The following is a 22,571-nucleotide window of genomic DNA, read 5'->3' as shown; positions in this document are numbered from 1 at the left end:
CTGAAAAATTCAGCTCGGATATGACTGGCTATTTAGAGGTAATTTATGACACTTACAGAGATTATAGGGACATTTAAAACAAAGTTAAATCCCTCAAAAATTATGGATTCTCTTGAAAGAACAGCGAGTTTCTATGATGAATCCGAGAATGGTTCAGGGGAGGATCAAAAAAACAATCCTTACAGCAGTTCAGCCAGTGGTTCTATCAAAAACTCTGAAGCAGCCAGAATCACCCTGAACGAGAAAGAACCACTTATCAAACTGACTGATGTCTGGAAAATTTACCAGATGGGAGAGGTCGAGTTTGCAGCTCTCAAAGGAATAAATCTGGAGATCTACGAAGGGGAGTTCCTGGTTGTTCTGGGTCCCAGCGGAAGCGGAAAAAGCACACTTATGAACCTGCTGGGGTGCCTGGACATACCATCAGAAGGCACGGTTTTCCTTAATTCAAGTGATATTTCAGAACTTGCTGAATCCGAACTTGCCCGCATCCGGGGACAGATGATTGGCTTCATATTCCAGAGTTTTAACCTTATTCCCACACTAAGTACGGAAGAAAACGTACTCCTGCCCCTGGAATTCCAGGAAGAAGACGCACAGTTAGCCCGTAAAAAGGCTGCATATCTGCTTGATATAGTCGGGCTTTCGGACAAGAGAAAAAACCTTCCTTCTCAGTTATCAGGTGGACAGAGGCAAAGGGTTGCCATAGCGCGTTCCCTGGCTGTTAACCCGCCCATAATCCTGGCAGATGAGCCTACAGGAAACCTGGACACGAAAACGGGAGACTATATCCTGGACTTTCTGGACGGACTGAACACAAAGGAAGGCAAGACGATTATCATTGTAACCCATGACCTGGAACTGGTGAAATATGCAACAAGGGTTGTATACATCAGGGATGGAGAAATCGAAAAAATAGAAAATCGCAAGAAAAACGAAACGGAGGACTAAAAATGAAAAGATTTTCTTTACTCACGCTCTTATTGCTACTTTCAGCAATTATATGCCTCGGAGCGGGGACAGCCCTTGGTTCAAACGGAAATATAGATTCCTCATCCTTGCTGGTGAACCTGACAAACCAGAACCCTGATGTTGCCCGTCCTGGAGAACCTGTTGAACTTACCGTTAGCGTCCAGAATGTAGGAAATAATGATCTAAAAGACATCACTGTTACAGTCAATCCGGAATACCCTTTCACCGAGATTTCCGGCCAATCCCTTAAAAAAGGTATCTCCTATCTGAATGCACGGCAGGATGACAACGAGGGTGGGATCCTTAAATTCAAGCTAATGACAGACTCCAATGCATCTGCCGGTACATATGATATAGACATCATCACTACTTCAAAAAGCGGATCCGGGTCTTCGGCAACTACATACACCACTACAAAAACCATCCAGCTTGAGATAAGGGGTAAAGAATACGCTCAGATTGTGACCATAGACAAGGCAAACATTGACATAGCAAAGGAAGAGACTCTGGAGTTCATCATCACGAATACCGGAACTTCCCCTCTGAAAAACATGGTTGTTTCCTGGACAGACCGTGACGGCGTGATCCTCCCGGTATACTCGGACAACACCAAATATATCAAGTACCTGGATGCAGGGGAATCCGTAACTGTTGTTTACTCTGTAATGGCAGATGTAAACGCAGATCCGGGACTTTACACTCTTGACATAAAGCTTGTTCTTGAAGACTATGACTCCAATGAACAAATTATCAATACTACAGCAGGAGTTTTCGTAGGGGGAGAGACCGACTTCGATGTAGCCTTCTCGGAAAGCGATGCTGGAGAGATTTCTCTTTCAGTTGCAAACGTAGGAAACAATATTGCATACTCAGTGAAAGTATCGGTTCCAGACCAGGACAACTACAAGGTATCGGGAAGTTCCTCAACAATTGTAGGAAATCTTGAGAAAGGAGACTACACAATAGCTTCCTTTGATGTAACAAGTACACAGGATACAGGAATGGCTCAGGAACGAGGAACATCGGGTAAAGCAAAAGCAAGTGCTGAAGGAGGAAATTTAACTGCTGCTTCCGCTGAAAACAATCCTCTGAAAGTCCAGATTGAATACACGGATGCAAAAGGAGAAAGAATAACTGTAGATAAGGAAGTAGAACTCGAGATGACCTCATCTTCTGCAGCGCCTGGCGGACCGAGGACATCTAGCAGTAGCAGCGGTCTGAGTTTCTATCTGCCCTATATTGCGTTAATAGTGCTTGCGGGTGGATTATTCGTGTACCGGAAGAAAATACAGGAAAAGATACTGGCAAAGAAAGAGAAAAAATCCGGAGATAAAAAACCTGGAAACAGAAATGTGACTGTAAACCTCCAAGAGACTGAAAAATAAACATCCATAGAAAACGGAAGGATGCAAGATGAGAAATTCAACCTACCTGAAAATGGGCCTGAACATGCTTGTACACAGCAAGCTCCGTAGCTGGCTGACCATTATTGGGATAGTTATAGGAATCGGGTCTGTTGTAGGCATCCTCTCCCTCGGGGACGCTATGGAAGAGCAGGTTCAGAGCAGGCTCGCTGAAATGGACTTGACTCTGATAACTATTTCCCCCGGATATACAAAAGCATCGTCAAACATGCCCGGTCCCGGAGAACGTGGAGGAGGAGGTGGTACGACAACAGATGTCGAATTAACGGATGATGATATTGATGCGCTTCAAGGCCTTGACGGTATAGAGTACATTGCAGGACAGATTTCCGGCAGCGAACCTGTGATCTATTCAGGGGAAAATGCAACTATGCCAATCACAGGAGTCGACCCGCAGGTCTGGCAGTACATGACCACGCTCGAAACACAATCAGGAAGGCTGCTCGAACCTTCAGACAAATATGTCGCAGTCATCGGAAGCAGCGTTGCCACTGAAACTTATGACCAGGAAATCGGAATCAATCAAGTAATAACAATCAACGGAAAATCAGTGAGAGTTGTCGGTATCCTTACAGAAGAAGGCCAGGGTGACAGAAGCATTTACATGCCAATCGATGCGGCAGTAAACCTGATTGACGATGCAGAGGAAGATGTCTACGATACAATCACGGTGAAAGCCAAGAGTGAAGACCTTGTGGACGGACTGATGGAAGATATCGAGGCGAAGCTCATGATTTCACGGGGCATTATCCAGGAAGACAACCAGGACTTCTCTGTCAGCGCCTCAAAATCCATGGCTGAGTCTGTTACCGAAATGACGAGTTCGATGACCCTCTTCCTCGGAGCAATTGCAGCCGTATCCCTCCTTGTAGGAGCCGTGGGTATTGCAAACACTATGTTTACTTCTGTCCTTGAAAAAACAAAAGAGATAGGGACTATGAAAGCCATTGGGGCAAAAAATAAGGACATTCTTATGATATTCCTCTTTAACTCTGCAATGGTGGGTCTTGTTGGTGGTATCCTTGGAGTAATTCTTGGAGGTTTTGTTTCCACCCTCTTCCCTTACCTGGGCGTGACCCTGATGAGAGGAGGGGGAAGCTCTTCAGGCATATCCCTTGCTTCTGACCTGATGGCTTTCGGGCTTATCCTGGCAATCGTAATAGGTGTGGCTTCAGGAGTAGTCCCGGCTTACAGGGCTTCGAAACTAAAGCCAGTAGACGCATTGAGGTACGAATAACCGGGAAGATAGGAGTTTAAAAGAAAGGATCAAACCTTTCTTAATTTTTTTGCCAGGGAAAAATCAGGGAATGAAGGCCGGAAATGGGATAAAATGAATATTATTGACCTAGCAATTCTCTCTGAAAAAAGGAGAGATATACTCTTACTTATAGAAAAGAAACCAGGAAATTTTGAAGAGATCGAAAGTTTACTTGACATAAGTTCTGTTTCATTAAGGTTCCATATAAAAAAACTTTTAGATTTCGGGTTTCTTGAGAAAGAAGAGGGAAAATATAAGTTATCGGGTATGACAATACCGATAGTTGATAATCTGAAAAGATTTCTGGATTCACTGACTTTCTTTGAAGAAAATATGGATTACTGGAAGAAACAGGACCTTACCCCTGTGCCCGACTTTTTGTTGAGAAGGTTAGAAGAGCTGGGCAGGTTTGAACTGATCAAATCTGATACAGCGCATATGTTCGAAATCCCTCAGGAAATTATGGATAATTTAAGAACGTCAGAGGAAATTTCGGTTTTTTTCTCCTGTTTGCATCCGAAAATCCTGTTCCTTTATTCAGAATTTGCAAAAAAAGGCTTGAAGCTCTCTTTATGTGTGACAGAGCCTATAGCTGAGAAATTATTCAATAATTTTCCTGCTGAAACAAAAAAAATTATGGAAGCTGAAAATACGAAGCTGTTTGTTTGCAGCAGGAATGTGAACCTGCCTATCTTTGTGGTAACAGACCGGTTTATGGCAACAGAACTTTTCCTGAATAGTGGGAAACTGAGCAGTCAGTTCATGATATGTTCCGGAGATGGAGCTCTGCGTTGGGGAAGAGAATTGTACAGGCATTATGAGGGGGTTTCCAAACTGTCTAAACCGAACCCTGCAAGCCCGTAAAAATCTAAAACCACTGAAAGGAAAAATGAACTTCGTATGAAGAAATAAGAAAAAATCAATATCCGAAGATCGAAAAAGAAGACAAAGGGGAAAAGCCGGATGGTAGGTAACAGAATGAAAAAAAATGGTATAATTTTGCTGGTTGTCTTTATACTGGCTGTATCTGTCTGTACCTGTGAAAACCTGAGGGCAGGAAATTCCGGAACTAACCGGGAAACCGATTGCATAACGAGTATTTATGAAGCTATTTCCAGGAGTGTTATTCCCAGTGAGACCACTGCAAATATTACTTCTTACCCTACATCCATTGAAAGCCAGATTTTGGGAAGCTGGTACTTCAATCTGATAGATACTATTGAAAATAAAAATAATCCTGTTCAAAGCTGGAACTGGAAATTCAACCTGCTTGCCGGGGAAGTAGATACGATGCAAAATCGCCAGCCAGCTATGAAGCAAAATCACCAGCCAGCTATGAAGCAAAATCACCAGCCAGCTATGAAGCAAAATCACCAGCCAGCTATGAAGCAAAATCGCCAGCCAACTTTAAGGAGGGAAAAACCGGATCATTTACCTCCTTCCATGGCCAGAGAAAAGCCTGTTAGAAAAGGAATCCCTGACAGAGAAGAATTGAATAATTTCATGGAAGAACAGGCACGGCAACAGGAAGATATAACACCGAACTATCAGACAACACCGAACTATCAGACAACACCGAACTATCAGACATATGTCACCCCGGATGCTGAAGCTGTAAACTCTTACCTCGAAAAAAATGATCTCGATGACAAGTACGAGATTTATGATGCTGCCCTCTCCTGGACCTGGGTATCAGACGAAACTCTGAACAATGTTGAGGAAAAGTGGCTTACCCCAACTGAGTTTCTGGAAGAAACTCCTGCTTATTCCGGCAACCCGGTATATGGTAAACCTGCAAGTGACTGTGAGGAACAGGCAAATTCTCTGGCTTCCCTTCTGATAGCTTCAGAAGAATACGACGAGAGTACAGTGCGGGTTGCCATAGGAAAAGTCGATTTTGGAGATATTAGCGGTGGGCACGCCTGGGTTGAAGTTTGCGAGAATGGAGAATGGTTCCCTCTGGACCCTACTGACGGGCCTTATTATGATGACAAAAGCTCAAAACTGATACCTGCAGATTCCCCGGATATCGATTATGACCAGTACAGTGATTGTACATACCCGGCTGTGGAAATCTGGTATTACTACAATAACGAGTATTTCATAGATTTAGGCATGCAGATTAAAAATGCGCCAGTGTCCTGGAAAAAAATCCCAAAAAGCTATCAAAAAATACAATCGGGTCGGTATTGACATTTCCGACCTATCTTATTTTAACTTTGGGAGTTATTCATTCCTGTCTAATGGGGATAGAAAAACCGAAGATGCTCCTTTTCCAACTTCACTTTCAAACCAGATGCTGCCACCGTGGAGCTGTACAATTTTTTTACCAGAGCAAGCCCAAGTCCGGTTCCCGGATACTTTTTTGAAGAGGAAGAGTCTATCTGGCTGAAAGGCTTAGTTTGTCATGATCAACTGCCGCAATATCTATTCCTTCATCAGATACAACTATCTTTATAAAGTCGTTGCTTTGTGTTGCTTTAACTCTTACACACCCGTTTTCATTTGAAAATATGACTGCATTGATCATCGGTTAAGGAGTTTTCTTGCCCGAAAGCTATCGATTTTGTACTATAAATCGATCTCAAACTTTACCCTCTTTACCTAAAATCGATACTCTGCTCCAGCCCATATTATATTAAAATTTTAGATAACTGTTGTAGAAATAGGGCAATTTATTATGGTTCCTTTCTTAACCGAAGACACATGAATATGACTGCATTTGTCATCAGGTTGCTGAGAACCTGCATGATTCTCTCCCTATCTGCAAAAACTCTGGGCAGGCTATTCTCAATTTCAAACTTTATTTTTATTCCTTTACTGGCGGCAAATGGGAATAGTACATCCCGAACTTCAGCAAATACTTCAGTCAGCTAAAAAGTGCTGTAATGCAGTTCAAAGCTTCCTTCTTCTATTTTTGAAAGATCAAGGATCTCATTAATCAGGTTCAACAGGTGTTTTCCGCTACCTGAGATATTCACGATAGCCTTGAGCTGTCTTACATTAAGTTCCCCGTAAATATTATCATATTCTTCCGTACCGTAATTTCTACCCCAGTTTCCAAAATTGCAATAGAATCTCCGGTTTCCGCCACACATGGGCTTTAACCTGAGAAGCCAGGTCTTTCCCTCAGAAGAGGTAAACTCCTGATTCGTCCCTCAGAAGAGGTAAACTCCTGATTCGTCAGTCGGGAGCCTGAGAGTATCGGGGTTTCTGGATAATGTTCTTATCCGCAGCCTGAGGGCTGTAATATGCCAGTTTTTTAGTCTCAACCGTTAACAGATCCTCGTTTTTGAGGGCAACTTTGTTTGCCTAGAGAAGATTAAATTTTGGGTCCCTGAGTAACACTATTTCTTCAAGAGAATTAAGATTTTTGCTACATATAGTTTAAATCATAAAAAATTTAGGTTAGACTGGTAAATTTTTTATACCCAATTTCTCTTTCGGGAACTATAAATCTGTTAATATTTTTATTTACAAGTAAAACTTGTTATTTCATTATTTAAGCTTGACAAAATAAGCTTTAGGAGGCATAGGTGTAAATATAACTTAATAAAAATGTAACCAATACACTCAGTTTTACATGGCCGAGGTTTTTAGATTGAGATTTAAAAAGATACCTATACATATGTACGAGAACTTCCACAAGATATTTAGTGGAAGTAACCAGAATACTATTAATATTTGCAGGAACTGCGGAGGAGCTTGCGAGTACAATAAAATCGGAACTCTGCTCCCTGGAGAAAAAGAATATATGGCAAAAAAAATGGGTATAAGTGTTTCCGAATTCAAGCTAAGGTATCTGGATATTTTAAAAATGGACGATGGAACTCTTGTTCACGTATTAAAGCTTGGAGAATTATGTCCTTTTTTGAACAAAGAAACCGAAGTATGCGAATGCCGTGATTTCAAACCTATAATCTGTAAAATCTACCCTGTTGTTTTTATGGTTGAAGCCGGAAAGGTACATTTCACAATAGATAACTGGTGCCAGTTATCAAAAAACAAAGTTTGCAGGAACTATTTCAAATCTGCAATCCCCCTTTTGTCCAGTCTTCCAATTCAAATTGAATGGTTCAACCATGTGGTAAGTTACGATAACCTTTATTTTGATTATGACCAGTTAAGAAAATGCCGAAAAGGAAAAAATCAGTATGCAATTTTTACTCTGGAAGAACTTTTAAGCCTCCAGAGAGATCCTGTGAAAGCGTATAGGGTTGAAGCATCTAATTTAGAGAAATCTCAGGTAGAAATGTATAAGATCAAAATAACACTTTCCAGAACTGATTGCTGTCAGGAAATAGAGGAGCTTTCCTTTTAGCCATAAACTAAAAAATTTATGGTTTAAGGATGAATCAGCATTACCAAACGGCTTTCAGTCAATTTGGCTTCGATTCAATCCATTTTCGAGTTCCCCTTAAAAGTCCGGGTTTTCAGCCGTTTCTGCACCTTTAAGGGGTTTGATTTCACTGTTGTCTCCGTTTTTTTATCTCCGTTTATCGGAAGTGTGAAAATAAAGGTACTTCCTTCCTCTATTTTACTACTGAACCAGACATATCCCCCATGCAGGTTAACAAGCTGTTTAACAAGTGCAAGTCCAAGACCTGTCCCCTGGAATTGTTTTGAGGAAAAGGAATCTACCTGACTGAAAGGTTTGAAAAGCTTGTTCTGATCCTCAACATTGATCCCTATTCCATTGTCTTTAACCATCACTTCTAACAGATCCCCCTTCTTTCTTGCCTCTATCTTCACAAGTCCATTTTCGTGCGAGAACTTTATAGCATTATCCAGCAGGTTGTACAGGATCTGAACAAAACGAGCTTCATCAGCACGGATTGTTGTAAGGCTTTGATCCACCTGGATTTCAACCTTAATATGTTTCCTGCCTGCAATAGGGGATAACATATTTTTGACTGCATTAAGTTCACTGGCAAGCTCAAACTCTTTATAATCGAGTTCGAGCTTTCCGGCTTCTACTTTGGATAAATCAAGGATATCGTTAATAAGATTAAGAAGGTGTTTCCCGCTATTGGAGATGTTCCTTACAGCCTTTAGCTGTCTTACATTAAGTTCCCCGTAAACATTTTCATACAGGAGATCGGAAAACCCTATGATTGAGTTAAGAGGGGTCCTCAGTTCATGACTCATGTTTGCCAGAAATTCGCTCTTCGTACGGTTTGCGACCTCTGCAATCTGTTTTTCCTGAAGAAGTTGCTCGGCTTTCTTCCTTTCCGTAATGTCTCTGCGAGTTTCCATAACTCCTATAATCTTTCCATTTTCATCAGTCACAGGAATTGCCTGGAAAAACCAGATCTTCCCGTCTTTTGAAGTAAACTCTCCGGACTTTTTCTTACCTGTCACGAAAACATGTTCAAGCCGGGAATACTCGACCACCTGACCATGTACAACCTTAATTGCATTTAAATAAACACCAACTGCATTTTCAAGATCCAGTTGCATATATGAAAGGGCAGCTTTATTTGCCCATATTATTTTCATTTCAGGGCTCACAAAAACAACAAGTTCGTTGAGTGAATCAAGCAAGACTTTTTTTTCGCGTTCCTGGGCCTTTAACTCCTGCTCTGCTAGATCGATCTCGTTTAACATTCCGTTTATTTCCTTTGACAGGCGATATAGCTCGTCACTGTCTTTCAAGGATAAACGTTTGGAGAGATCTTTTTCCGACCTGACTTTTGTAACGAAATTGTCAATCTCAACCAGTCTTGAAACAAAGAGATTATCAAGTGCAAATTTAACTCCGACCCCTGTCACAAGCCCGGTTAGCAAAAGGAAAAAATACATATAGTTTAGGGTTTTCTCACCATGCAAATAGAGTTCTCTTGGGAAGTCGGCTCTGATGATTAGGGCAGGTTGGCCCGAGATATCCCTTAACTCAAAATAACCTGCTACCTTCTCTTCACTGAGAGGTTCCACAAGGATCGTGTCAGGAGTTTCCGAAAATATATTAAGTGCCTCCTGAAAATCGGGAGGCATTTCCCGATCAGTCCTGTACATAGACAGGGAAGAGCGAGTAGTGTCTTTGAAGGATTCAAGGAGGTAATTGTCAAAAAACCTCCCGAAAATGAGAGTGCCCTTCGAAGGTCCTTCGTATTTTGTCGTAAGAATCGGATGACATGCAATAAACATGGGGCCTTCATCGAGCAAAACAATACCACTTATAGTATCGTCTTCTCCTTTTGTCAAAAGAGTTCCGTCCTCGATCATTTTCAGAAGCCCTGCTGGAACCGGCATTTCTTCTACAGAATTAACATCCACCGATTTTACATAGACCACATTCCCTGACTCATTAACAAAAAGCATTACATTAACTCTAATCCCTGCAAGCGTTTCATTCTGAAGGTCCACATCAATATACTGCTGGTTTCTATCTTCGATAAACTGGTAGGTATCATCCCAGCAAGCCCAGTCCTGGTCAATGTAATCAATATACCCCTGTCGGGTGGAGACTGCGTTTTGCACACGTTCTACATTCTCCAAAGTATCAGCCTGCTCAAGCTCCAAAAAATTGGACAGCTGCATGTTGTGCGTGAACGTAAACGCAGCCGTAAGGACGGCAAAAATTAAGAGGGTTATTATAAGAACCTTTTTGCTGATATCTATTGTAGACACCTCTAAAGACTTGAAACTAAAAAGGAGCTTAAAGTTAAGTGTATTATAAAATATTAAAAAGAAAAGAAACTATATAAAATTTAGCAAATTTAGTAAATAAATTTAGAGAGAAATATATTACTGATATTTCTATTTATATCCATAGTGTCACGGAAAAATTAGAAAGAACATAAATAAGCTCTTCCAAAAACTTAACTCTCTCCAGAATCATTTTACGATTACTCTTTTTCTGACATTAAAATAGAACTGCTCTGCAATTTCAGTACTTCCTTTCAGGTATATAATTTTCATACCAGAGCTGAGGGAAATTCCTGAACGTTCTTATGAAAATAAGGATTCCATCGGAAAATGTAGCCAGTTCCCGAATATTTCTATAGACTTCAGATTTCAGCAGCCCAGTATCGGCATACAGACCAAACCTGAGCAGGTTTACAACTACACTTATTTATTGTCCTGCCCCCACTCTCATTTTCTCACATATTTTTCCAAAATTTCCTCAAATCATTTCATTTATACCTGTACCTGCTCCTTTCAATATTTGTTGAATTTACTTGTTTTTTGAATTCTCAGGAAGTTTTTTATCAGGAGTAACTCCGTAATACTTTGTCCTTGCAGCTCCCCAGATACAGCCATTTTTCCCAAAGATCTTCAGTTCAAGGTTCTGAATAGACTTGCAGACACTATTGCCTGCTCTTGCACCTTTACAGACTATGCAGAACTTTTCACAAAAAACAGGAGGTTTTCCTTTATTTTCAACCATATCCTCACTCCCGATTATTTGTATTCTTCAGATTGGGACCCTGTATTATTCATTAATGCACTTATTTGACAGGATACCTGTATAAATGGTTATTTTGACCGGTAAATATTTTTATGCAGGGTATATTTCCGGTTAGAGAAGTTTCTTTCCGGCCTCAGGACCGGGAGCACATTGGAAGACGTCGCTTATCCCGACTTCTATGAGGGTTTTTGCAGGAAGACCTGGCTTTGCAGCATTCACAATTGCTTTCATTTTATCGAATTTTTCACCTGAACTGATAATTGTAGCTTTTCCTTTTATCTGGAAGCATCCGCCTGTTTCCGGACCCCACACATAAATTGCAACATTCGGATTTTCTTCCAGGTTTGCCAGGGATTTAACCATAAAGTTGTCTGCAATCCAGATAGTCTCATCATCCACAAGCTGGCAGAAACCTATAGGCACTACGTTAGGAACGCCATCTTTTGAAGCCGTTGCAACAGGGAAGATCTTTACTTTTGAAAAAGCAGTTTTCATCTCTTCGTTTATCTTTACCATAATATTTTCACCAGCAAGATTATTTGCAGTACAAATTTATATATTTAAGCGTTAGAATTCTGTACCAAAAGAGATATTTGTGTACTTTAATAACCTATCATGAATAAATAAGTATAATTAACTCTTATTTAGACCAAAAAGAGGATAATATTGATTTTTAAGAATATCAAAGATCTGGAGAGGTAGATAATGGGTAAAAATACAGTGCCTGATAAATTCAGAAGCTGAGAGTCGGGAAAAATATAGGGTAAAAAAGCTTTTTTTGAGAATTAATGCCAATATTATGTTTTAAATATTAAATTACCACTTATTTTGGTTCAGAAATTAAAAAAAGACATTTATTTTGATTTCAGATCAGATAATCTTATATAAAATTTAGCATCTATCGTAGATGAGAATATAGCATTTAATATATATATTATTTTCCAGCTGTTCAAGCCCTACACAGGAAGCGGAAAATTAAGTCGGTAAAATAGTCGAGAAAGTAACTGAGGAAGCTGGAAGTATTGTTTAAGAAGCAGAAGATATAGCTGGCGAAAATAAAACCGAAACAGTGTCGGATAAGAACATCGTTCAAACTGCGGAAGATGCCGGTTTCTTCACAACTCTTATTACGACCATAAAAACTGCAGGGCCTGAGGAAAACCTCAGTGGAAAAGGACCTTCACGGTCTTTGCCACTACCGATGACGCCTTTAACGCCCTTCCGGCAGGTATGCTCGACAGCCTGCTTAAAGATAAGGCAACCCTGACCAGAGTGCTTACCTACCATGTGGCCTCAGGAATGTATATAGCCGCTAATGTGGTGGGAATGGCATCCATTGATGGAAATGACATCCATTAAAACACTGGAGGGAAGCAAATTCCCGGTCAATATAACCGATGGAGTAAAAGTTGGGGATGCAAACGTCACAATGACCGATATCAAGGCCGACAACAGGGTAATCCACGCAATAGACAAAGTGCTGATCCCGCCGGAATAACCGTATTTATGAAAAAAGAATCTTTATTTATTTATTATTTTTTTTGTTTCTGGACCTTCGTTTGAGGCAATATTCAAAAAAAAGCGGCCTGTAAATAGAAATAAAAACAAAAAAATGTCGTTTTTTAGCCTACATTGTTCTCGGAAATCAACCTGTTTCAGAAATCAACCTGTTTCAGAAATCAACCTTTACCCTATACCCGAACTCAATGCTATAATCCAGATAATAGACAACCTCGGGTTCTATTTTTATCATGATAGTATCCGGATCAGGCGGCATATCTGCAGTAATAGGGAATTTGGCTGTCATGATCTCACCGATTTCCCGCAGTTCCCGCTCATCGATAACTATCGATGCCCTGCCTTCTACCTGAAGTGCCTGCATATCAAACCAGTCAGGATCATCCTCATCAACAGTAAATGCTACCTGCGGATTTTGCATGATATTCTGGACTTTCCGGGTGTTTTTATTTGTTGCCAGGTATACAATTTCGTTTTTGGAAACATACGCCATTGTATGAGCCATCGGCCTGCCCTGAGGGCTCAAGGTTGCGAAGTTCAGGTAATAGTGAGTTGCAAGGTATTCACAAATCTTATCTTTAAGATCTTCTGTCATATTCCCCCACCAGATGTTGTAACTTTCAGTCAGACCCCACAAGGAGATCTTTTACATCAAACCATTCCAGATACTATATTTAGACATTTTTCAATTAATTCTATGAAAGAAAAAATATACTGATGATCCACTGATATTTTCAGTCATTTCCCCATACGGTTTATGGAGATAAAATTTATAAATTTTACTTATAAATATATGGGCAATATTTATGAACTACCCCTAAGCTAAAGACTTAGCAGCTTCTCACTTCATAGAAAACCATCGGCATCTCCATAAGTGTTAATTCGGGCTATACCATCCCTACTGAGTTATGTCCATTCGTCCGTTTAAGCTTTACATGACGTCAGTTTCGGCTTTACATGAATACGAACTTGATACAGTGGGTTTATTCAAGACCTATAGAGCCTGATGGCAAACCCTTGGAAAAAGGTTGCTTGGTTTTCACATATCTTAATCTAATATAATATTAGACGATGGTGCATATGAAAGCAACGAATATCAAAAATAATGTTGAGAAAGTTGACGTTTATACCCATGAAATTAAGATTTCATAGGTTTTACGCTTCTTCCTATAAATTTACTTATAAATTACGGAACCTACAAATAAAATGCAGTTGGAATAAAAAATCAGGACTTTCGCTTCTTCACACATTCTTTTAGTTTTTCTTCAAGTCGGATACGGGAAATAAAAACCCCAAACTGGGTTGCAATGGTTTCAATAACCGTGCGCACGCTATCCGAAAGTTCATACTCTATCCTCGAAGCAAGATAAAAGGCAGCAATAACCTTTTTTCCGGACCTTACAGGAATTATTGCCGTAGCCCTGAGTTTTTCCTGCCGGAGCGCCTCATCTCTAGAGGTTAGAAGAAGGTCTATGTGCTGCTTATAGACAGGCTGCCCTATCATAACGAGCTTGGCATTTGGAGAACTTGCACTAAAATTAGAGGCATTCTCGACAAAGATAGGGGAAAGGCCACGATGGATAGCAAGAGACATATCGCCGGTCTCTTCATCAATCAGATAGATACCACCAGCATTGATTTCATCTATCTGGAGACATGAATCAAGCAACCTGTCAAGCGTCTCATCCAGGTGAGTTGAAGTGCTCAGAGCAATTCCAAGGTCCCTCTGGATATAAAGCAACTTCTCTTTTCTTTTTCGTCCGGTAATATCAAGGATTATGCCTTTAAGGTACTTTACGACCCCGTTCTCATCGGCTTCGATAAAGGTTCTTTCATCAACCCAGCGTACTTCTCCGGACTTTGTCAGTATCCGGTATTCCTGAGAGAAGTCAACGTATTCTTCTTCAATCCTTCTTGATAGCTCTCTTTCGACCCTTTCAAGGTCGTCAGGGTGCACAATGTTCCCATAAAGAAGTTTTCCTGATGTGAATTCTTCTACCGTATACCCGAACTGCTTTATATTCTCAGAAACAAACTCTGCAGGCCAGTACTTCTCGGGACGCCACAGGAAAACAGTGACAGGGACTTTATTTATTACTGAGATCAACTCCTTTGCCATCTCAAGTGCATTGCATAAAGCCATCTCATTGAGATATTTGCAGGACTTTTGCCTGCTACTATTTCCATTTTTAGCCGTATTCGAAGCCACTTTAGCCATCTTATTCTCCTTACAGGAACCTTTTACAGAAAACCATGAAAAAATTTCACATATTTAGTCTTTTTGCTACAACTAAATAGAAACACGCAATAAATTAAAAAGATTGTGGTTTGAACTTCCAGAAATATCAAGATGCAGAGGCACATTATGGTTAGAACGATGTAATCTCGAAACATGGCAATTAATAAGAAAAAATAAAAACCGAGGGAAAAATATATAAGTCAAACTCAAATCAAGCTTCTTTTTGAAAATAAAGAGGGGCAGGAAAGAGATATAAAGCAAGATTCTTTACCAATTTTTATACCGTTTCGTCCTGCCAGCCGTCTATTAATTCCCGTACAGCTGCATCTCTTACGAATTCGTCTTTATCTTTAAGAGCTATATCCTTAATCAGAGGAAGAGTATCCGGGTCAGCATGCCAGATTTTTGCAAGCTCTTGAACTGCAGTAATCCGTACGAAATTATCGCTGTCATTTAGCAATCTGTCCCTTATAAGGCAGAGAGTTTCAGGCTTTTCATGCCAGACTTTTACAAGCTCTTCTATGGCATTTTTCCTGACCGAATAATGTTCATCAAAAACAGCTTTTTCCAGGATCAGTTCAAAGGTCCCAGGCTCTTCAGGCCACAAGGAAGCGAGCAGGCTGACTGCGGTTCCCCTGACCATATTGTCTTCGTCGTGAATGCACCTGTCCCTGATAAATCCCAGGATGTCGGGCTCATTTCGCCAGCCGTTTGCAAGTTCCTGGATTGCAACTCCCCTTACAGAATAATGGTCATCCTTTAATGCCCTTTCTTTTATAAAAGGAACGATATCTTCTCTATCGGACCATTTCTCTGCCAGTTCCTGCAAAGCCGCACTCCTTACAGAGTAGTGTTCGTCGTTCAGGGCTTTATCTCTGACGAGCTGAAAGACAGCCAGCTCTTTACTCCAGTATTTTGCGATGCTCTGGACAGCAATAACCCTGACAAAACCATCGTTTTCCTTTACAACCCTTCCTGTTATAAAATCCAGGCTGCAACAGCTTTTACCCCAGCACCTGGAAAGTTCCTGAAGAGCTGTACTCCGGACGAATTTATCTTCTGCGTTTTCAGCCCAGTCCCTGATAAGATCAAGAATTTCAGGCATATACTTCCAGTTCTCTGCAAGTTCTCTTACGGCAGCCCTCCGGACCTCATAATTAAAGTCTTCTGTCGCCCTTTCTATTATAAGGGGAAGTGTTCCGGGGCTTTCCTTCCATAACCTTGCTAGTTCTTGAAGGGCGTTTTTTCGGACTGAATAATGGCTATCCCTGACAGCTCTCTCTTTAATAAGTTCAAAAATATTTTCGCTGTCGCTAAAATTTTTTGCAAGTGTAAGGAGAGCTTCACGTCTAACCGTATAATCCTTATCTTTTACTGCCCGATCTTTAAGCAACTCCAGAGACCTAAAAGAAATTGCCTCTTTTTCTTCAGTATCTACAGGGTGCTGAGATATAACATTCCCAGGCATTTCTTTCCACCTACTTATTGTCTACCGGTAATTTAATATCTACCAGAATTAGATTAACCTTAAGGAGATATTTATACATATTATTTATATAACATCCCAACTTGACATTTTTTTAAGCAAGTCAAAAACCCACCTGCTAACGCCAGGGGCAACGTTTCCGCAACGCCTGTAAAATTCAACCTCTAATCCCATTTTTTTGTATTCTTCAATCAATTCCGGGATCTGAGAATCGGTTTTGAAAGTGTAGAAATGGATGTGCCCCCCTCTTCTTACAAGTCCTGAAACCTCACCGAGAAAATGGTCCATGCCGTAAGGGGTTGGCATAATTGCTCTATCAAATCCTTTTTCCGGAATCTGGAATCCGTCAATTTTCCCGGATTCAGAACAGGCAATTCCAGAAGGTGAAACCACACTTTCAGTTTCAACCACATTTCCGAGATCGATATAAGGGTTTAAAGAGCCAGCGTGGCGAAGAATCAATTCAGCATCTCCCTGAATTACGGTCACCTGCTTTTCAAGTCGGTTCAGACGGACATTTTCTTTCAGGCAGCCACAGGCATCGGGGTTTATTTCGATTGCACAGACCACTGCTCCTTTTCCTGCGGAAGGGAGCACAAAGGGGCCCACACCTGCAAAAGGGATCAGGACGGATTCCCCTGGAAGAACTTTTGAGGCTACACGTGCCCTTTCCCAGTAGAGCCTGGGATTGAAAAAAACTTTTCTTACGTCCATTCTGTATGTGTAACCGTTTTCTCTGTGAAAGGTTTCTGCAGATTCACCGGAGAGAAATTCAAATCTGGCTACCCTGTGTTCACCTTCAAGCTTGCTGACCTTGTTGAGGACAGCCCTGGTATTGCCCCTCATCGAAAGGATCTTTGAAACAATAGAGTCCCTGTAAGCCTCAAGTTCCTCCGGAATGGAAACTACTACAATATCCCCTACATAATCAAAGCGTTTTGGGACTAAGGGAAGCAGGGGAGGTTCAACTATTCCTCTCATTGCATCTCGCAGGGTTACTCTATCTCGAAAACTCATATCAGCATACCTCTGCCTGATAAAATTACAGACCTTCCTCCGCTCAGGTTCTTTATCAAGACACTTAATCGAAAACTTAATTATTCAGGCACCTATTCAGGCATTTTATCTCTACAGATATTTATTATTTGACTTTCACTCCTCTGCTCTTTCAGAACTATTAATTTTCATTTTTTCTCTGTTGAAAGCCAGTACAAAACATATAGAGTAACAAAAGGATTGAAATTGCGAAAGCTACAAAAGGAAACAAAGCCTGAAAAAAAGGAAGCGAAAAAGATATAAAAACTGATCCTGAGCATACGCAGGAAAAATTATATATGAAAATAATTATAGAAACTCCCAAATACAGTTTTTCAAAATACCAAAAGACAGAAAAAGGCTATGAAAGAGCTTTTTTTTCTCCCCTTCCCACCATCTTTAATTATGGTTTTATAGAAGGCACAAAAGGCCCTGACGGTATGGAAGAAGATGTGGTCGTGCTCGGTCCCCGCATGTCCAGAGGGGACACTCTTGAAAGAGAAGGTTTTGACGGCCTGGTAAAATTTCTGGATAACTCCGTTCGAGACGATAAAAAAATAGTATATATTAGTGGCTTTTACTCTCCTTCTCTGCTCGCTTTTTATTTCAGGCTTTATGCCCTGTTCAAAACCTTTCTCTATGCCCTACACGAGGGAAAAATTACAAGGTGCAGGTTTGAAGGAATCGTATTTGAGAAGTTACATTGAGTTTTCTCATTTATTTTCGGCTTCTTCTTTCTCAAGTACGACAATTCGCGCAATCGGAGCATTTGTTTTCACGGATTCGATCCCCTTCAAACAACCTTCCTTGCTTTTATACCCCTGGCTTATCGTGATGATCTGCCCGTTTCTTGCTCTTAACCTGAAACGGTATTCATTTGCTGCATCAATATATACTTCAAATTTTGGCATTCAGTTCCCCCTTGTTTGGTTAGATGGTCAATTTTCAAAAGCTCTGTTATTTCAAAAGCTCTGTTATCAATGTCTGAAATTTCAGGTTCAAGAGATTCCCCGAAGGGTTCCCGAATCCTGTAATTCATTTGATTTCATTTATTTAAATAATATTCTATGCAAAAAATTAAGAACTTTACTTTAAAAACTCCCTGAATTACCCTCCCTGGATGAAGAATAATGAAGCAATATTTATAGGAAGTATCCCGAATTAACGCTCATGGATATGCCAATGGTCTTCTATAAAGTGAGAAGCCGCTAAGTCTTTAGCTTAGGGATAGTTCACAAGAGCCAAAAATCTAAAAAGAAAGTTGTAAGTAAAAATCCATCAGAAAGAGCTATCTAATAACCGATTTATCAGGGAAGGGCACTTTTAGAAAACTACTAATAATTTGAAGAAGCTTAAAAAAAGGTGATTTAAAGATGCCTTTCCACGTGATGCTAATCCCTACCCTTGGCTGTCCTGCAAATTGTAGTTATTGCTGGAGTTCCGAGGAGAAATCCCCTATAATGAGCATCGAAACCATAAAAGAAGTAGTTGAATGGCTCAAAAATTTCAGGGAAGATTCGGTTACCTTTACCTTCCATGGAGGGGAGCCGCTCCTGGCCGGCGCGGATTTTTACCGGGAAGCTTTACCTTTACTTGTTGAGGGTTTAACCCCCAGACAAATCGCTTTTGCAATCCAGACAAATCTCTGGAAGCTTACTCCGGAGATAGCCCAGATTTTTGCCGAATACAATATTCCGGTTGGTTCCAGCCTGGACGGCCCCCAGGAGCTTAACGACCTGCAAAGGGGAAAAGGATATTATGAAAAGACTATGAGAGGCTATGAGATTGCAAAAGCTCATGGACTGAATGTAAGGTTTATCACCACATTCACCTCTCATTCCATAAAGTTCAAGGAAGATATTTTCAATTTTTACCTGGAAAAGGGTTTAATCCTTAAACTGCACCCCTGCCTGCCTTCTTTAAAGGACGACAACCCCGATAAATGGGCACTTGACCCGGAAGAGTATGGAAAACTGCTAATCTACCTTCTTGACAAATATCTGGAAAACATGGGCCGTATTGAGGTCATGAACATTGACAACATGTGTAAAGGTGTGTTCACAGGCCGGGGCACTGTATGTACCTTCGTTGACTGTATGGGGGATACTTTTGCAGTGGGCCCTGATGGCGGGATATACCCATGCTATCGCTTCGTAGGCCTGCCAGAGTACGTAATGGGCAATGTTTATGATCACCCGACTATGGCAGACCTGGCCCAGTCCGATGCCTGGAAACTCATGCACCAATATAAGGAGTATGTGGACACAGCATGCGGCAAATGCGCCCATATCAGGTACTGCAGAGGCGGGTGCCCTTACAATGCCATAGTACCCACCGACGGGGAAATAAAAGGTGTTGATCCACACTGCATTGCCTATAAGATGGTATTTGATGAAATAACCAGTCGGGTCAACGAGGAAATGTTCGGTTCCTCTGGCATGGAAAATATGTTTCAGCCGCAGTCTATGAAATCCTCCAAGTCAGGCATAATGTCCCTTATTTTAAAACGAACGTAAAAATAACAAAAGAGATGTAAGCCTTCAAACCATAACAGAGGAAGAAAAACACATTTGAGATGCCATCTCTGGCTCAGATCATAAGCGAAAAAAGCTCATTGAGTTGAAAGTAAGAGCTTTCCACTCAATTTGAAGAGAATACGTGTTTTACTCTTTCTGTGTTATTCCTCTCCTATTTCTTTTCTGAATTCTATGTAATCTCTCTCGACTTCTTCGAGCTCGTATTCCATTTTATCCCCCATGTTAGGTTAAACAGGTTTTGTTTAACAGGGCTTCGCATGGATATAAGGGCTATGCAGACATGAACAGAATTCAATATGTACCAAAGTTAAATAGGAACATTTTTTGCTATGTAAAATAGACATTATTATATAGAAAGGAAATCATTTAATTATTAGAATCTTTGTTACCGATTAGAAGACACAATTTGAGACATATTTAGAGTGTGGGATTCTAGCAAAGATTTTTTTTGAATATATCATGGGGGAGGAGTTAATATTCAAAGAAGAAGCAGGACTGATATAGCGGTAGCTATTTTAAAAATAGCAAATAATGGGGCAAAGAAAACTCATATCGTTTATGAGGTAAATCTTAACTTTAACATTGCCAAAAAGTATCTGGAAATGTTGAGCGAAAAAGAACTTATCAAGAATGAAAATGGGTTTTTCATCACCACTGATAAAGGAAAGATTTTCCAGGAAATAGCTAAGGAAATCAAGCTTTAAACTACTTTCCATTTGTTTTTTATAATTTTGTATTACATTTTTTTCTAGTTTACAGATTTTAGAGACAGGTATATGAATGCAACAAACAGGTTGGTTAAATAACCTGTTCGTTCTTGCTCAAATGCACTGTCTGTCGTTGATTATTAGTTTATCGTGGCTTATAGGCGTTCGTTGGTATTTGTATTGTGTAGTACTTATCTGGACTAGCAGTGTTATATGAAGTGTTTATTGAAATAGTTTATATATATCCACTTTCTAAACTAAACATATGGAAGAGGGCAAGATTAAGAACACGATAACAAGGAGTTTCGAACTTCAGGACTACAGGATAGAAGGAGCAGAACTTTCTGGTTTTTGGGCAGATCTGCTCAGTAAAGAAGAACTGACGGTTGAAGTAAATTACAGGCCTGAAAACAAAAAAACCTTCAGTCCCGAAGAAACAGAAATTCTTATTCACGAAATCTGCAGAAAATGCGACAGCTTTGGGGCCCAACTTCCCGAAAATATAAAATGTGAAGTCACCTTTAAAGACTTCGGGGAAAAGATCTATAAAACCGACCAATCGGATTTTGAACCGGCGCCCAGGGAAATAGATGAAGTTAAGGTTGCTTACCGCTTCTATGTAGCTTATTATGTTTAACCGGTTTAAAAGTGAATCAAATTTGATCCGATTCAAAATATAACGCTAGAAGATCACAATAAACGGAATTGGGAACCGAAACCGAAAGGGAGTTCATAAAAGCAGAAAAGGAAAGGGAAGAAGCAAGAAAAACAGAGGAAACAGGATATTCAGTAAAAGACAAAAGAGAAGAGTACGAAGACCATGACTCTGATGACGACGGAGAATAAAGATCAGGATCTCTCTATTCTGAAATATTGTTTCAGAGGATTTGGAAGTATTTTTGAAATGAACTCAAATAAAAATTTCGGTACTATTTTACTTTCCCAACTTTACCTAATTATCCACTTTTTTATGAGCTCCTTGAGCCGGGTTTATGCGCAAGATGTTCCAGCCTGTTGGCAACTTCCCTAATCCTCCACATCCATTTTGATGATATATCTGGGATACGGTTTTTGGAGACGAGTTCGTTCCTCTCATTATGCCTCAAATAAATAACATAAAGTATTAAATAGATAGAAAATAATAACATTTTAAGTTCAAAAGTTTCAAGGTGAATGAATGAATGAAATTAAAACCGAGTAAAAGAGAACAAATTTTCTCCCTGCCTGTTGCCCTTATTTCCACTGTCTCAAACAAAGGTATCCGAAATGCTGCTCCCTGGTCCAATATAACTCCAATCCTCCGGCCCCTAGAAGAAGTAGTACTTGCTTCCTGGCTCAAGCGCGATACTCTTACAAACATCCGGGAAACAGGAGAATTTGTTATAAATATTCCTCCCGTCGGGATGGCAGAAGTCGTCATGGTCTGCTCCAAGAATTACCCCCCGGAAGTGGATGAATTCGAAATGGCCGGACTAAAGTCCCATCCCTCGGAGGAAATTATGGCTCCAGGGATTGAGGGATGCCTTGCCTGGGCCGAATGTACCCTCGTGGAAGAGATCCTGAGAGAAAAGTTCTCCCTCATCATAGGAAAAGTCGTAAATCTGGAAGTTGATGAGAACTTTTTTGATGAGGAAGGCAGAATGGATTTTGAAAAAGCAAAACCTCTGTCCTGCATTCTCGGATCAAAAGGCCTTACTTTCACCTGTCCCAGATATACCGGCAAATCAGCAGACTACTCCAAAATGGTTTTGAAAGAAAAAGAAGTTGGAGAATAAGATATTTCAAGCCAGATGCATTGAATTTTGGTTTTTTGGTTAAGAATAACTGAAATGCTCAAACTAAAACACGGTATAAAACAAACTCAAACTAAAACATTGTGACCAAGATATTCAAGGAGCATACTCTAAGAAAAATGAGAAATTCACTTTCTTATGAAAAAGAAAGATAGCCTGCCTTATTAAAAAAACTCAGCCACCTCAACCAC

Annotated in this window: 24 protein-coding genes; 14 read left to right on the top strand and 10 right to left on the bottom strand. The window is 40.3% G+C overall.

From position 1 onward, the window contains the following. Positions 1-45: 45 nt before the first annotated feature. The 5 genes from MSWH1_RS05810 to MSWH1_RS05790 all read left to right on the top strand — a co-directional run bounded on the left by MSWH1_RS05810 (position 46) and on the right by MSWH1_RS05790 (position 5,847). Positions 46-951, top strand: a complete 906-nt coding sequence (locus tag MSWH1_RS05810) for an ABC transporter ATP-binding protein (RefSeq protein WP_197074031.1) — start codon at positions 46-48, stop codon at positions 949-951. Between the two features lie 2 nt (positions 952-953). After that, positions 954-2,357: a COG1361 S-layer family protein gene (locus MSWH1_RS05805; RefSeq protein WP_048126887.1), complete on the top strand. Its 1,404-nt coding sequence runs from the start codon at positions 954-956 to the stop codon at positions 2,355-2,357. Positions 2,358-2,385: 28 nt separating this feature from the next. Continuing rightward, the gene (locus MSWH1_RS05800; protein ID WP_048126885.1) at positions 2,386-3,633 is read left to right on the top strand and encodes an ABC transporter permease; all 1,248 of its coding nucleotides are present in this window, start codon (positions 2,386-2,388) and stop codon (positions 3,631-3,633) included. A gap of 93 nt (positions 3,634-3,726) precedes the next feature. Further along, the gene (locus tag MSWH1_RS05795) at positions 3,727-4,518 is read left to right on the top strand and encodes a winged helix-turn-helix domain-containing protein (RefSeq protein WP_048126882.1); all 792 of its coding nucleotides are present in this window, start codon (positions 3,727-3,729) and stop codon (positions 4,516-4,518) included. Between the two features lie 99 nt (positions 4,519-4,617). Continuing rightward, positions 4,618-5,847, top strand: a complete 1,230-nt coding sequence (locus MSWH1_RS05790) for a transglutaminase-like domain-containing protein (RefSeq protein ID WP_048126880.1) — start codon at positions 4,618-4,620, stop codon at positions 5,845-5,847. 680 nt (positions 5,848-6,527) lie between these two features. Here the strand turns inward: MSWH1_RS05790 and MSWH1_RS05785 are convergent. After that, complete coding sequence (locus MSWH1_RS05785) at positions 6,528-6,752, bottom strand: hypothetical protein (RefSeq protein WP_048126878.1); 225 nt, start codon at positions 6,750-6,752, stop codon at positions 6,528-6,530. Positions 6,753-7,282: 530 nt separating this feature from the next. On the opposite strand from MSWH1_RS05785, the gene MSWH1_RS05780 reads away from it, so the two are divergent. Next, a complete protein-coding gene (locus tag MSWH1_RS05780; protein WP_231591907.1) occupies positions 7,283-7,975 on the top strand; it encodes a YkgJ family cysteine cluster protein in 693 nt (230 codons plus the stop codon). Between the two features lie 74 nt (positions 7,976-8,049). Here the strand turns inward: MSWH1_RS05780 and MSWH1_RS05775 are convergent, their stop codons facing one another. From MSWH1_RS05775 to MSWH1_RS19900, 4 genes are all read right to left on the bottom strand, one after another. Continuing rightward, positions 8,050-10,284 (bottom strand): CHASE4 domain-containing protein, encoded by a 2,235-nt coding sequence (locus tag MSWH1_RS05775; RefSeq protein WP_048126874.1) that lies wholly within the window; start codon positions 10,282-10,284, stop codon positions 8,050-8,052. Between the two features lie 547 nt (positions 10,285-10,831). Beyond that, positions 10,832-11,044 (bottom strand): hypothetical protein, encoded by a 213-nt coding sequence (locus MSWH1_RS05770; protein WP_048126872.1) that lies wholly within the window; start codon positions 11,042-11,044, stop codon positions 10,832-10,834. Positions 11,045-11,176: 132 nt separating this feature from the next. Then, positions 11,177-11,581, bottom strand: a complete 405-nt coding sequence (locus MSWH1_RS05765) for a pyridoxamine 5'-phosphate oxidase family protein (RefSeq protein ID WP_048126871.1) — start codon at positions 11,579-11,581, stop codon at positions 11,177-11,179. A 573-nt stretch (positions 11,582-12,154) separates the two neighbouring features. Further along, entirely contained in the window at positions 12,155-12,352 is a 198-nt protein-coding gene (locus MSWH1_RS19900) for a hypothetical protein (protein ID WP_231591978.1), read from the bottom strand. Here MSWH1_RS19900 and MSWH1_RS20740 point away from each other — a divergent pair. Continuing rightward, the gene (locus MSWH1_RS20740) at positions 12,296-12,424 is read left to right on the top strand and encodes a hypothetical protein (RefSeq protein WP_369798563.1); all 129 of its coding nucleotides are present in this window, start codon (positions 12,296-12,298) and stop codon (positions 12,422-12,424) included. The two genes, MSWH1_RS19900 and MSWH1_RS20740, sit on opposite strands and share 57 nt — an antisense overlap. Continuing rightward, entirely contained in the window at positions 12,405-12,563 is a 159-nt protein-coding gene (locus tag MSWH1_RS20480) for a fasciclin domain-containing protein (protein WP_255350513.1), read from the top strand. The genes MSWH1_RS20740 and MSWH1_RS20480 overlap by 20 nt, the downstream gene beginning before the upstream one ends. Positions 12,564-12,737: 174 nt before the next feature. Here the strand turns inward: MSWH1_RS20480 and MSWH1_RS05755 are convergent, their stop codons facing one another. From MSWH1_RS05755 to MSWH1_RS05740, 4 genes are all read right to left on the bottom strand, one after another. After that, positions 12,738-13,178: a pyridoxamine 5'-phosphate oxidase family protein gene (locus MSWH1_RS05755; RefSeq protein ID WP_048126870.1), complete on the bottom strand. Its 441-nt coding sequence runs from the start codon at positions 13,176-13,178 to the stop codon at positions 12,738-12,740. A 630-nt stretch (positions 13,179-13,808) separates the two neighbouring features. After that, complete coding sequence (locus tag MSWH1_RS05750; RefSeq protein ID WP_048126868.1) at positions 13,809-14,801, bottom strand: GAF domain-containing protein; 993 nt, start codon at positions 14,799-14,801, stop codon at positions 13,809-13,811. Positions 14,802-15,099: 298 nt separating this feature from the next. After that, the gene (locus MSWH1_RS05745) at positions 15,100-16,290 is read right to left on the bottom strand and encodes a HEAT repeat domain-containing protein (RefSeq protein WP_048126867.1); all 1,191 of its coding nucleotides are present in this window, start codon (positions 16,288-16,290) and stop codon (positions 15,100-15,102) included. Between the two features lie 84 nt (positions 16,291-16,374). Beyond that, a complete protein-coding gene (locus MSWH1_RS05740; protein WP_048126865.1) occupies positions 16,375-17,325 on the bottom strand; it encodes a class I SAM-dependent methyltransferase family protein in 951 nt (316 codons plus the stop codon). Positions 17,326-17,642: 317 nt separating this feature from the next. Here MSWH1_RS05740 and MSWH1_RS05735 point away from each other — a divergent pair, with 317 nt between their 5' ends. After that, positions 17,643-18,050: an inorganic diphosphatase gene (locus MSWH1_RS05735; protein WP_048126863.1), complete on the top strand. Its 408-nt coding sequence runs from the start codon at positions 17,643-17,645 to the stop codon at positions 18,048-18,050. A gap of 6 nt (positions 18,051-18,056) precedes the next feature. On the opposite strand, the gene MSWH1_RS05730 is transcribed toward MSWH1_RS05735, so the two are convergent. After that, a complete protein-coding gene (locus tag MSWH1_RS05730) occupies positions 18,057-18,254 on the bottom strand; it encodes a DUF1508 domain-containing protein (RefSeq protein ID WP_048126861.1) in 198 nt (65 codons plus the stop codon). Between the two features lie 462 nt (positions 18,255-18,716). On the opposite strand from MSWH1_RS05730, the gene MSWH1_RS05725 reads away from it, so the two are divergent. The 5 genes from MSWH1_RS05725 to MSWH1_RS05710 all read left to right on the top strand — a co-directional run bounded on the left by MSWH1_RS05725 (position 18,717) and on the right by MSWH1_RS05710 (position 22,362). Further along, complete coding sequence (locus tag MSWH1_RS05725; RefSeq protein ID WP_048126859.1) at positions 18,717-19,859, top strand: TIGR04083 family peptide-modifying radical SAM enzyme; 1,143 nt, start codon at positions 18,717-18,719, stop codon at positions 19,857-19,859. 473 nt (positions 19,860-20,332) lie between these two features. Then, positions 20,333-20,584 (top strand): winged helix-turn-helix domain-containing protein, encoded by a 252-nt coding sequence (locus tag MSWH1_RS05720; RefSeq protein WP_369798581.1) that lies wholly within the window; start codon positions 20,333-20,335, stop codon positions 20,582-20,584. A 268-nt stretch (positions 20,585-20,852) separates the two neighbouring features. Beyond that, complete coding sequence (locus MSWH1_RS05715; protein ID WP_048126856.1) at positions 20,853-21,224, top strand: hypothetical protein; 372 nt, start codon at positions 20,853-20,855, stop codon at positions 21,222-21,224. A gap of 68 nt (positions 21,225-21,292) precedes the next feature. Continuing rightward, the gene (locus MSWH1_RS18850; RefSeq protein ID WP_156148082.1) at positions 21,293-21,433 is read left to right on the top strand and encodes a hypothetical protein; all 141 of its coding nucleotides are present in this window, start codon (positions 21,293-21,295) and stop codon (positions 21,431-21,433) included. 335 nt (positions 21,434-21,768) lie between these two features. Beyond that, on the top strand, positions 21,769-22,362 hold the full coding sequence (locus tag MSWH1_RS05710) for a flavin reductase family protein (RefSeq protein WP_048126854.1): 594 nt from the start codon (positions 21,769-21,771) through the stop codon (positions 22,360-22,362). The last annotated feature ends 209 nt before the right edge of the window (positions 22,363-22,571 follow it).

The organism is Methanosarcina sp. WH1, from assembly GCF_000970005.1.
In the GTDB taxonomy this organism is placed as follows: Archaea; Halobacteriota; Methanosarcinia; order Methanosarcinales; family Methanosarcinaceae; genus Methanosarcina.
The sequence above is the reverse complement of the archived record's forward strand: the minus strand, read 5'-3'. Positions and strand labels throughout refer to the sequence as shown.

Bases quoted from the DNA above. Each gene is read 5' to 3' on its own strand.
- MSWH1_RS05795 (WP_048126882.1), top strand. From the start codon at position 3,727: ATGAATATTATTGACCTAGCAATTCTCTCTGAAAAAAGGAGAGATATA.
- MSWH1_RS05715 (WP_048126856.1), top strand. From the start codon at position 20,853: ATGGAAGAGGGCAAGATTAAGAACACGATAACAAGGAGTTTCGAACTT.
- MSWH1_RS19900 (WP_231591978.1), bottom strand. From the start codon at position 12,352: ATGGTAGGTAAGCACTCTGGTCAGGGTTGCCTTATCTTTAAGCAGGCT.
- MSWH1_RS05770 (WP_048126872.1), bottom strand. From the start codon at position 11,044: ATGGTTGAAAATAAAGGAAAACCTCCTGTTTTTTGTGAAAAGTTCTGC.
- MSWH1_RS05805 (WP_048126887.1), top strand. From the start codon at position 954: ATGAAAAGATTTTCTTTACTCACGCTCTTATTGCTACTTTCAGCAATT.
- MSWH1_RS20740 (WP_369798563.1), top strand. From the start codon at position 12,296: ATGCTCGACAGCCTGCTTAAAGATAAGGCAACCCTGACCAGAGTGCTT.
- MSWH1_RS05765 (WP_048126871.1), bottom strand. From the start codon at position 11,581: ATGGTAAAGATAAACGAAGAGATGAAAACTGCTTTTTCAAAAGTAAAG.
- MSWH1_RS05755 (WP_048126870.1), bottom strand. From the start codon at position 13,178: ATGACAGAAGATCTTAAAGATAAGATTTGTGAATACCTTGCAACTCAC.
- MSWH1_RS05785 (WP_048126878.1), bottom strand. From the start codon at position 6,752: ATGTGTGGCGGAAACCGGAGATTCTATTGCAATTTTGGAAACTGGGGT.
- MSWH1_RS05800 (WP_048126885.1), top strand. From the start codon at position 2,386: ATGAGAAATTCAACCTACCTGAAAATGGGCCTGAACATGCTTGTACAC.
- MSWH1_RS05790 (WP_048126880.1), top strand. From the start codon at position 4,618: ATGGTAGGTAACAGAATGAAAAAAAATGGTATAATTTTGCTGGTTGTC.
- MSWH1_RS05750 (WP_048126868.1), bottom strand. From the start codon at position 14,801: ATGGCTAAAGTGGCTTCGAATACGGCTAAAAATGGAAATAGTAGCAGG.
- MSWH1_RS05780 (WP_231591907.1), top strand. From the start codon at position 7,283: ATGTACGAGAACTTCCACAAGATATTTAGTGGAAGTAACCAGAATACT.
- MSWH1_RS05725 (WP_048126859.1), top strand. From the start codon at position 18,717: ATGCCTTTCCACGTGATGCTAATCCCTACCCTTGGCTGTCCTGCAAAT.
- MSWH1_RS05730 (WP_048126861.1), bottom strand. From the start codon at position 18,254: ATGCCAAAATTTGAAGTATATATTGATGCAGCAAATGAATACCGTTTC.
- MSWH1_RS05740 (WP_048126865.1), bottom strand. From the start codon at position 17,325: ATGAGTTTTCGAGATAGAGTAACCCTGCGAGATGCAATGAGAGGAATA.
- MSWH1_RS05810 (WP_197074031.1), top strand. From the start codon at position 46: ATGACACTTACAGAGATTATAGGGACATTTAAAACAAAGTTAAATCCC.
- MSWH1_RS20480 (WP_255350513.1), top strand. From the start codon at position 12,405: ATGGAAATGACATCCATTAAAACACTGGAGGGAAGCAAATTCCCGGTC.
- MSWH1_RS05710 (WP_048126854.1), top strand. From the start codon at position 21,769: ATGAAATTAAAACCGAGTAAAAGAGAACAAATTTTCTCCCTGCCTGTT.
- MSWH1_RS05745 (WP_048126867.1), bottom strand. From the start codon at position 16,290: ATGCCTGGGAATGTTATATCTCAGCACCCTGTAGATACTGAAGAAAAA.
- MSWH1_RS05735 (WP_048126863.1), top strand. From the start codon at position 17,643: ATGAAAATAATTATAGAAACTCCCAAATACAGTTTTTCAAAATACCAA.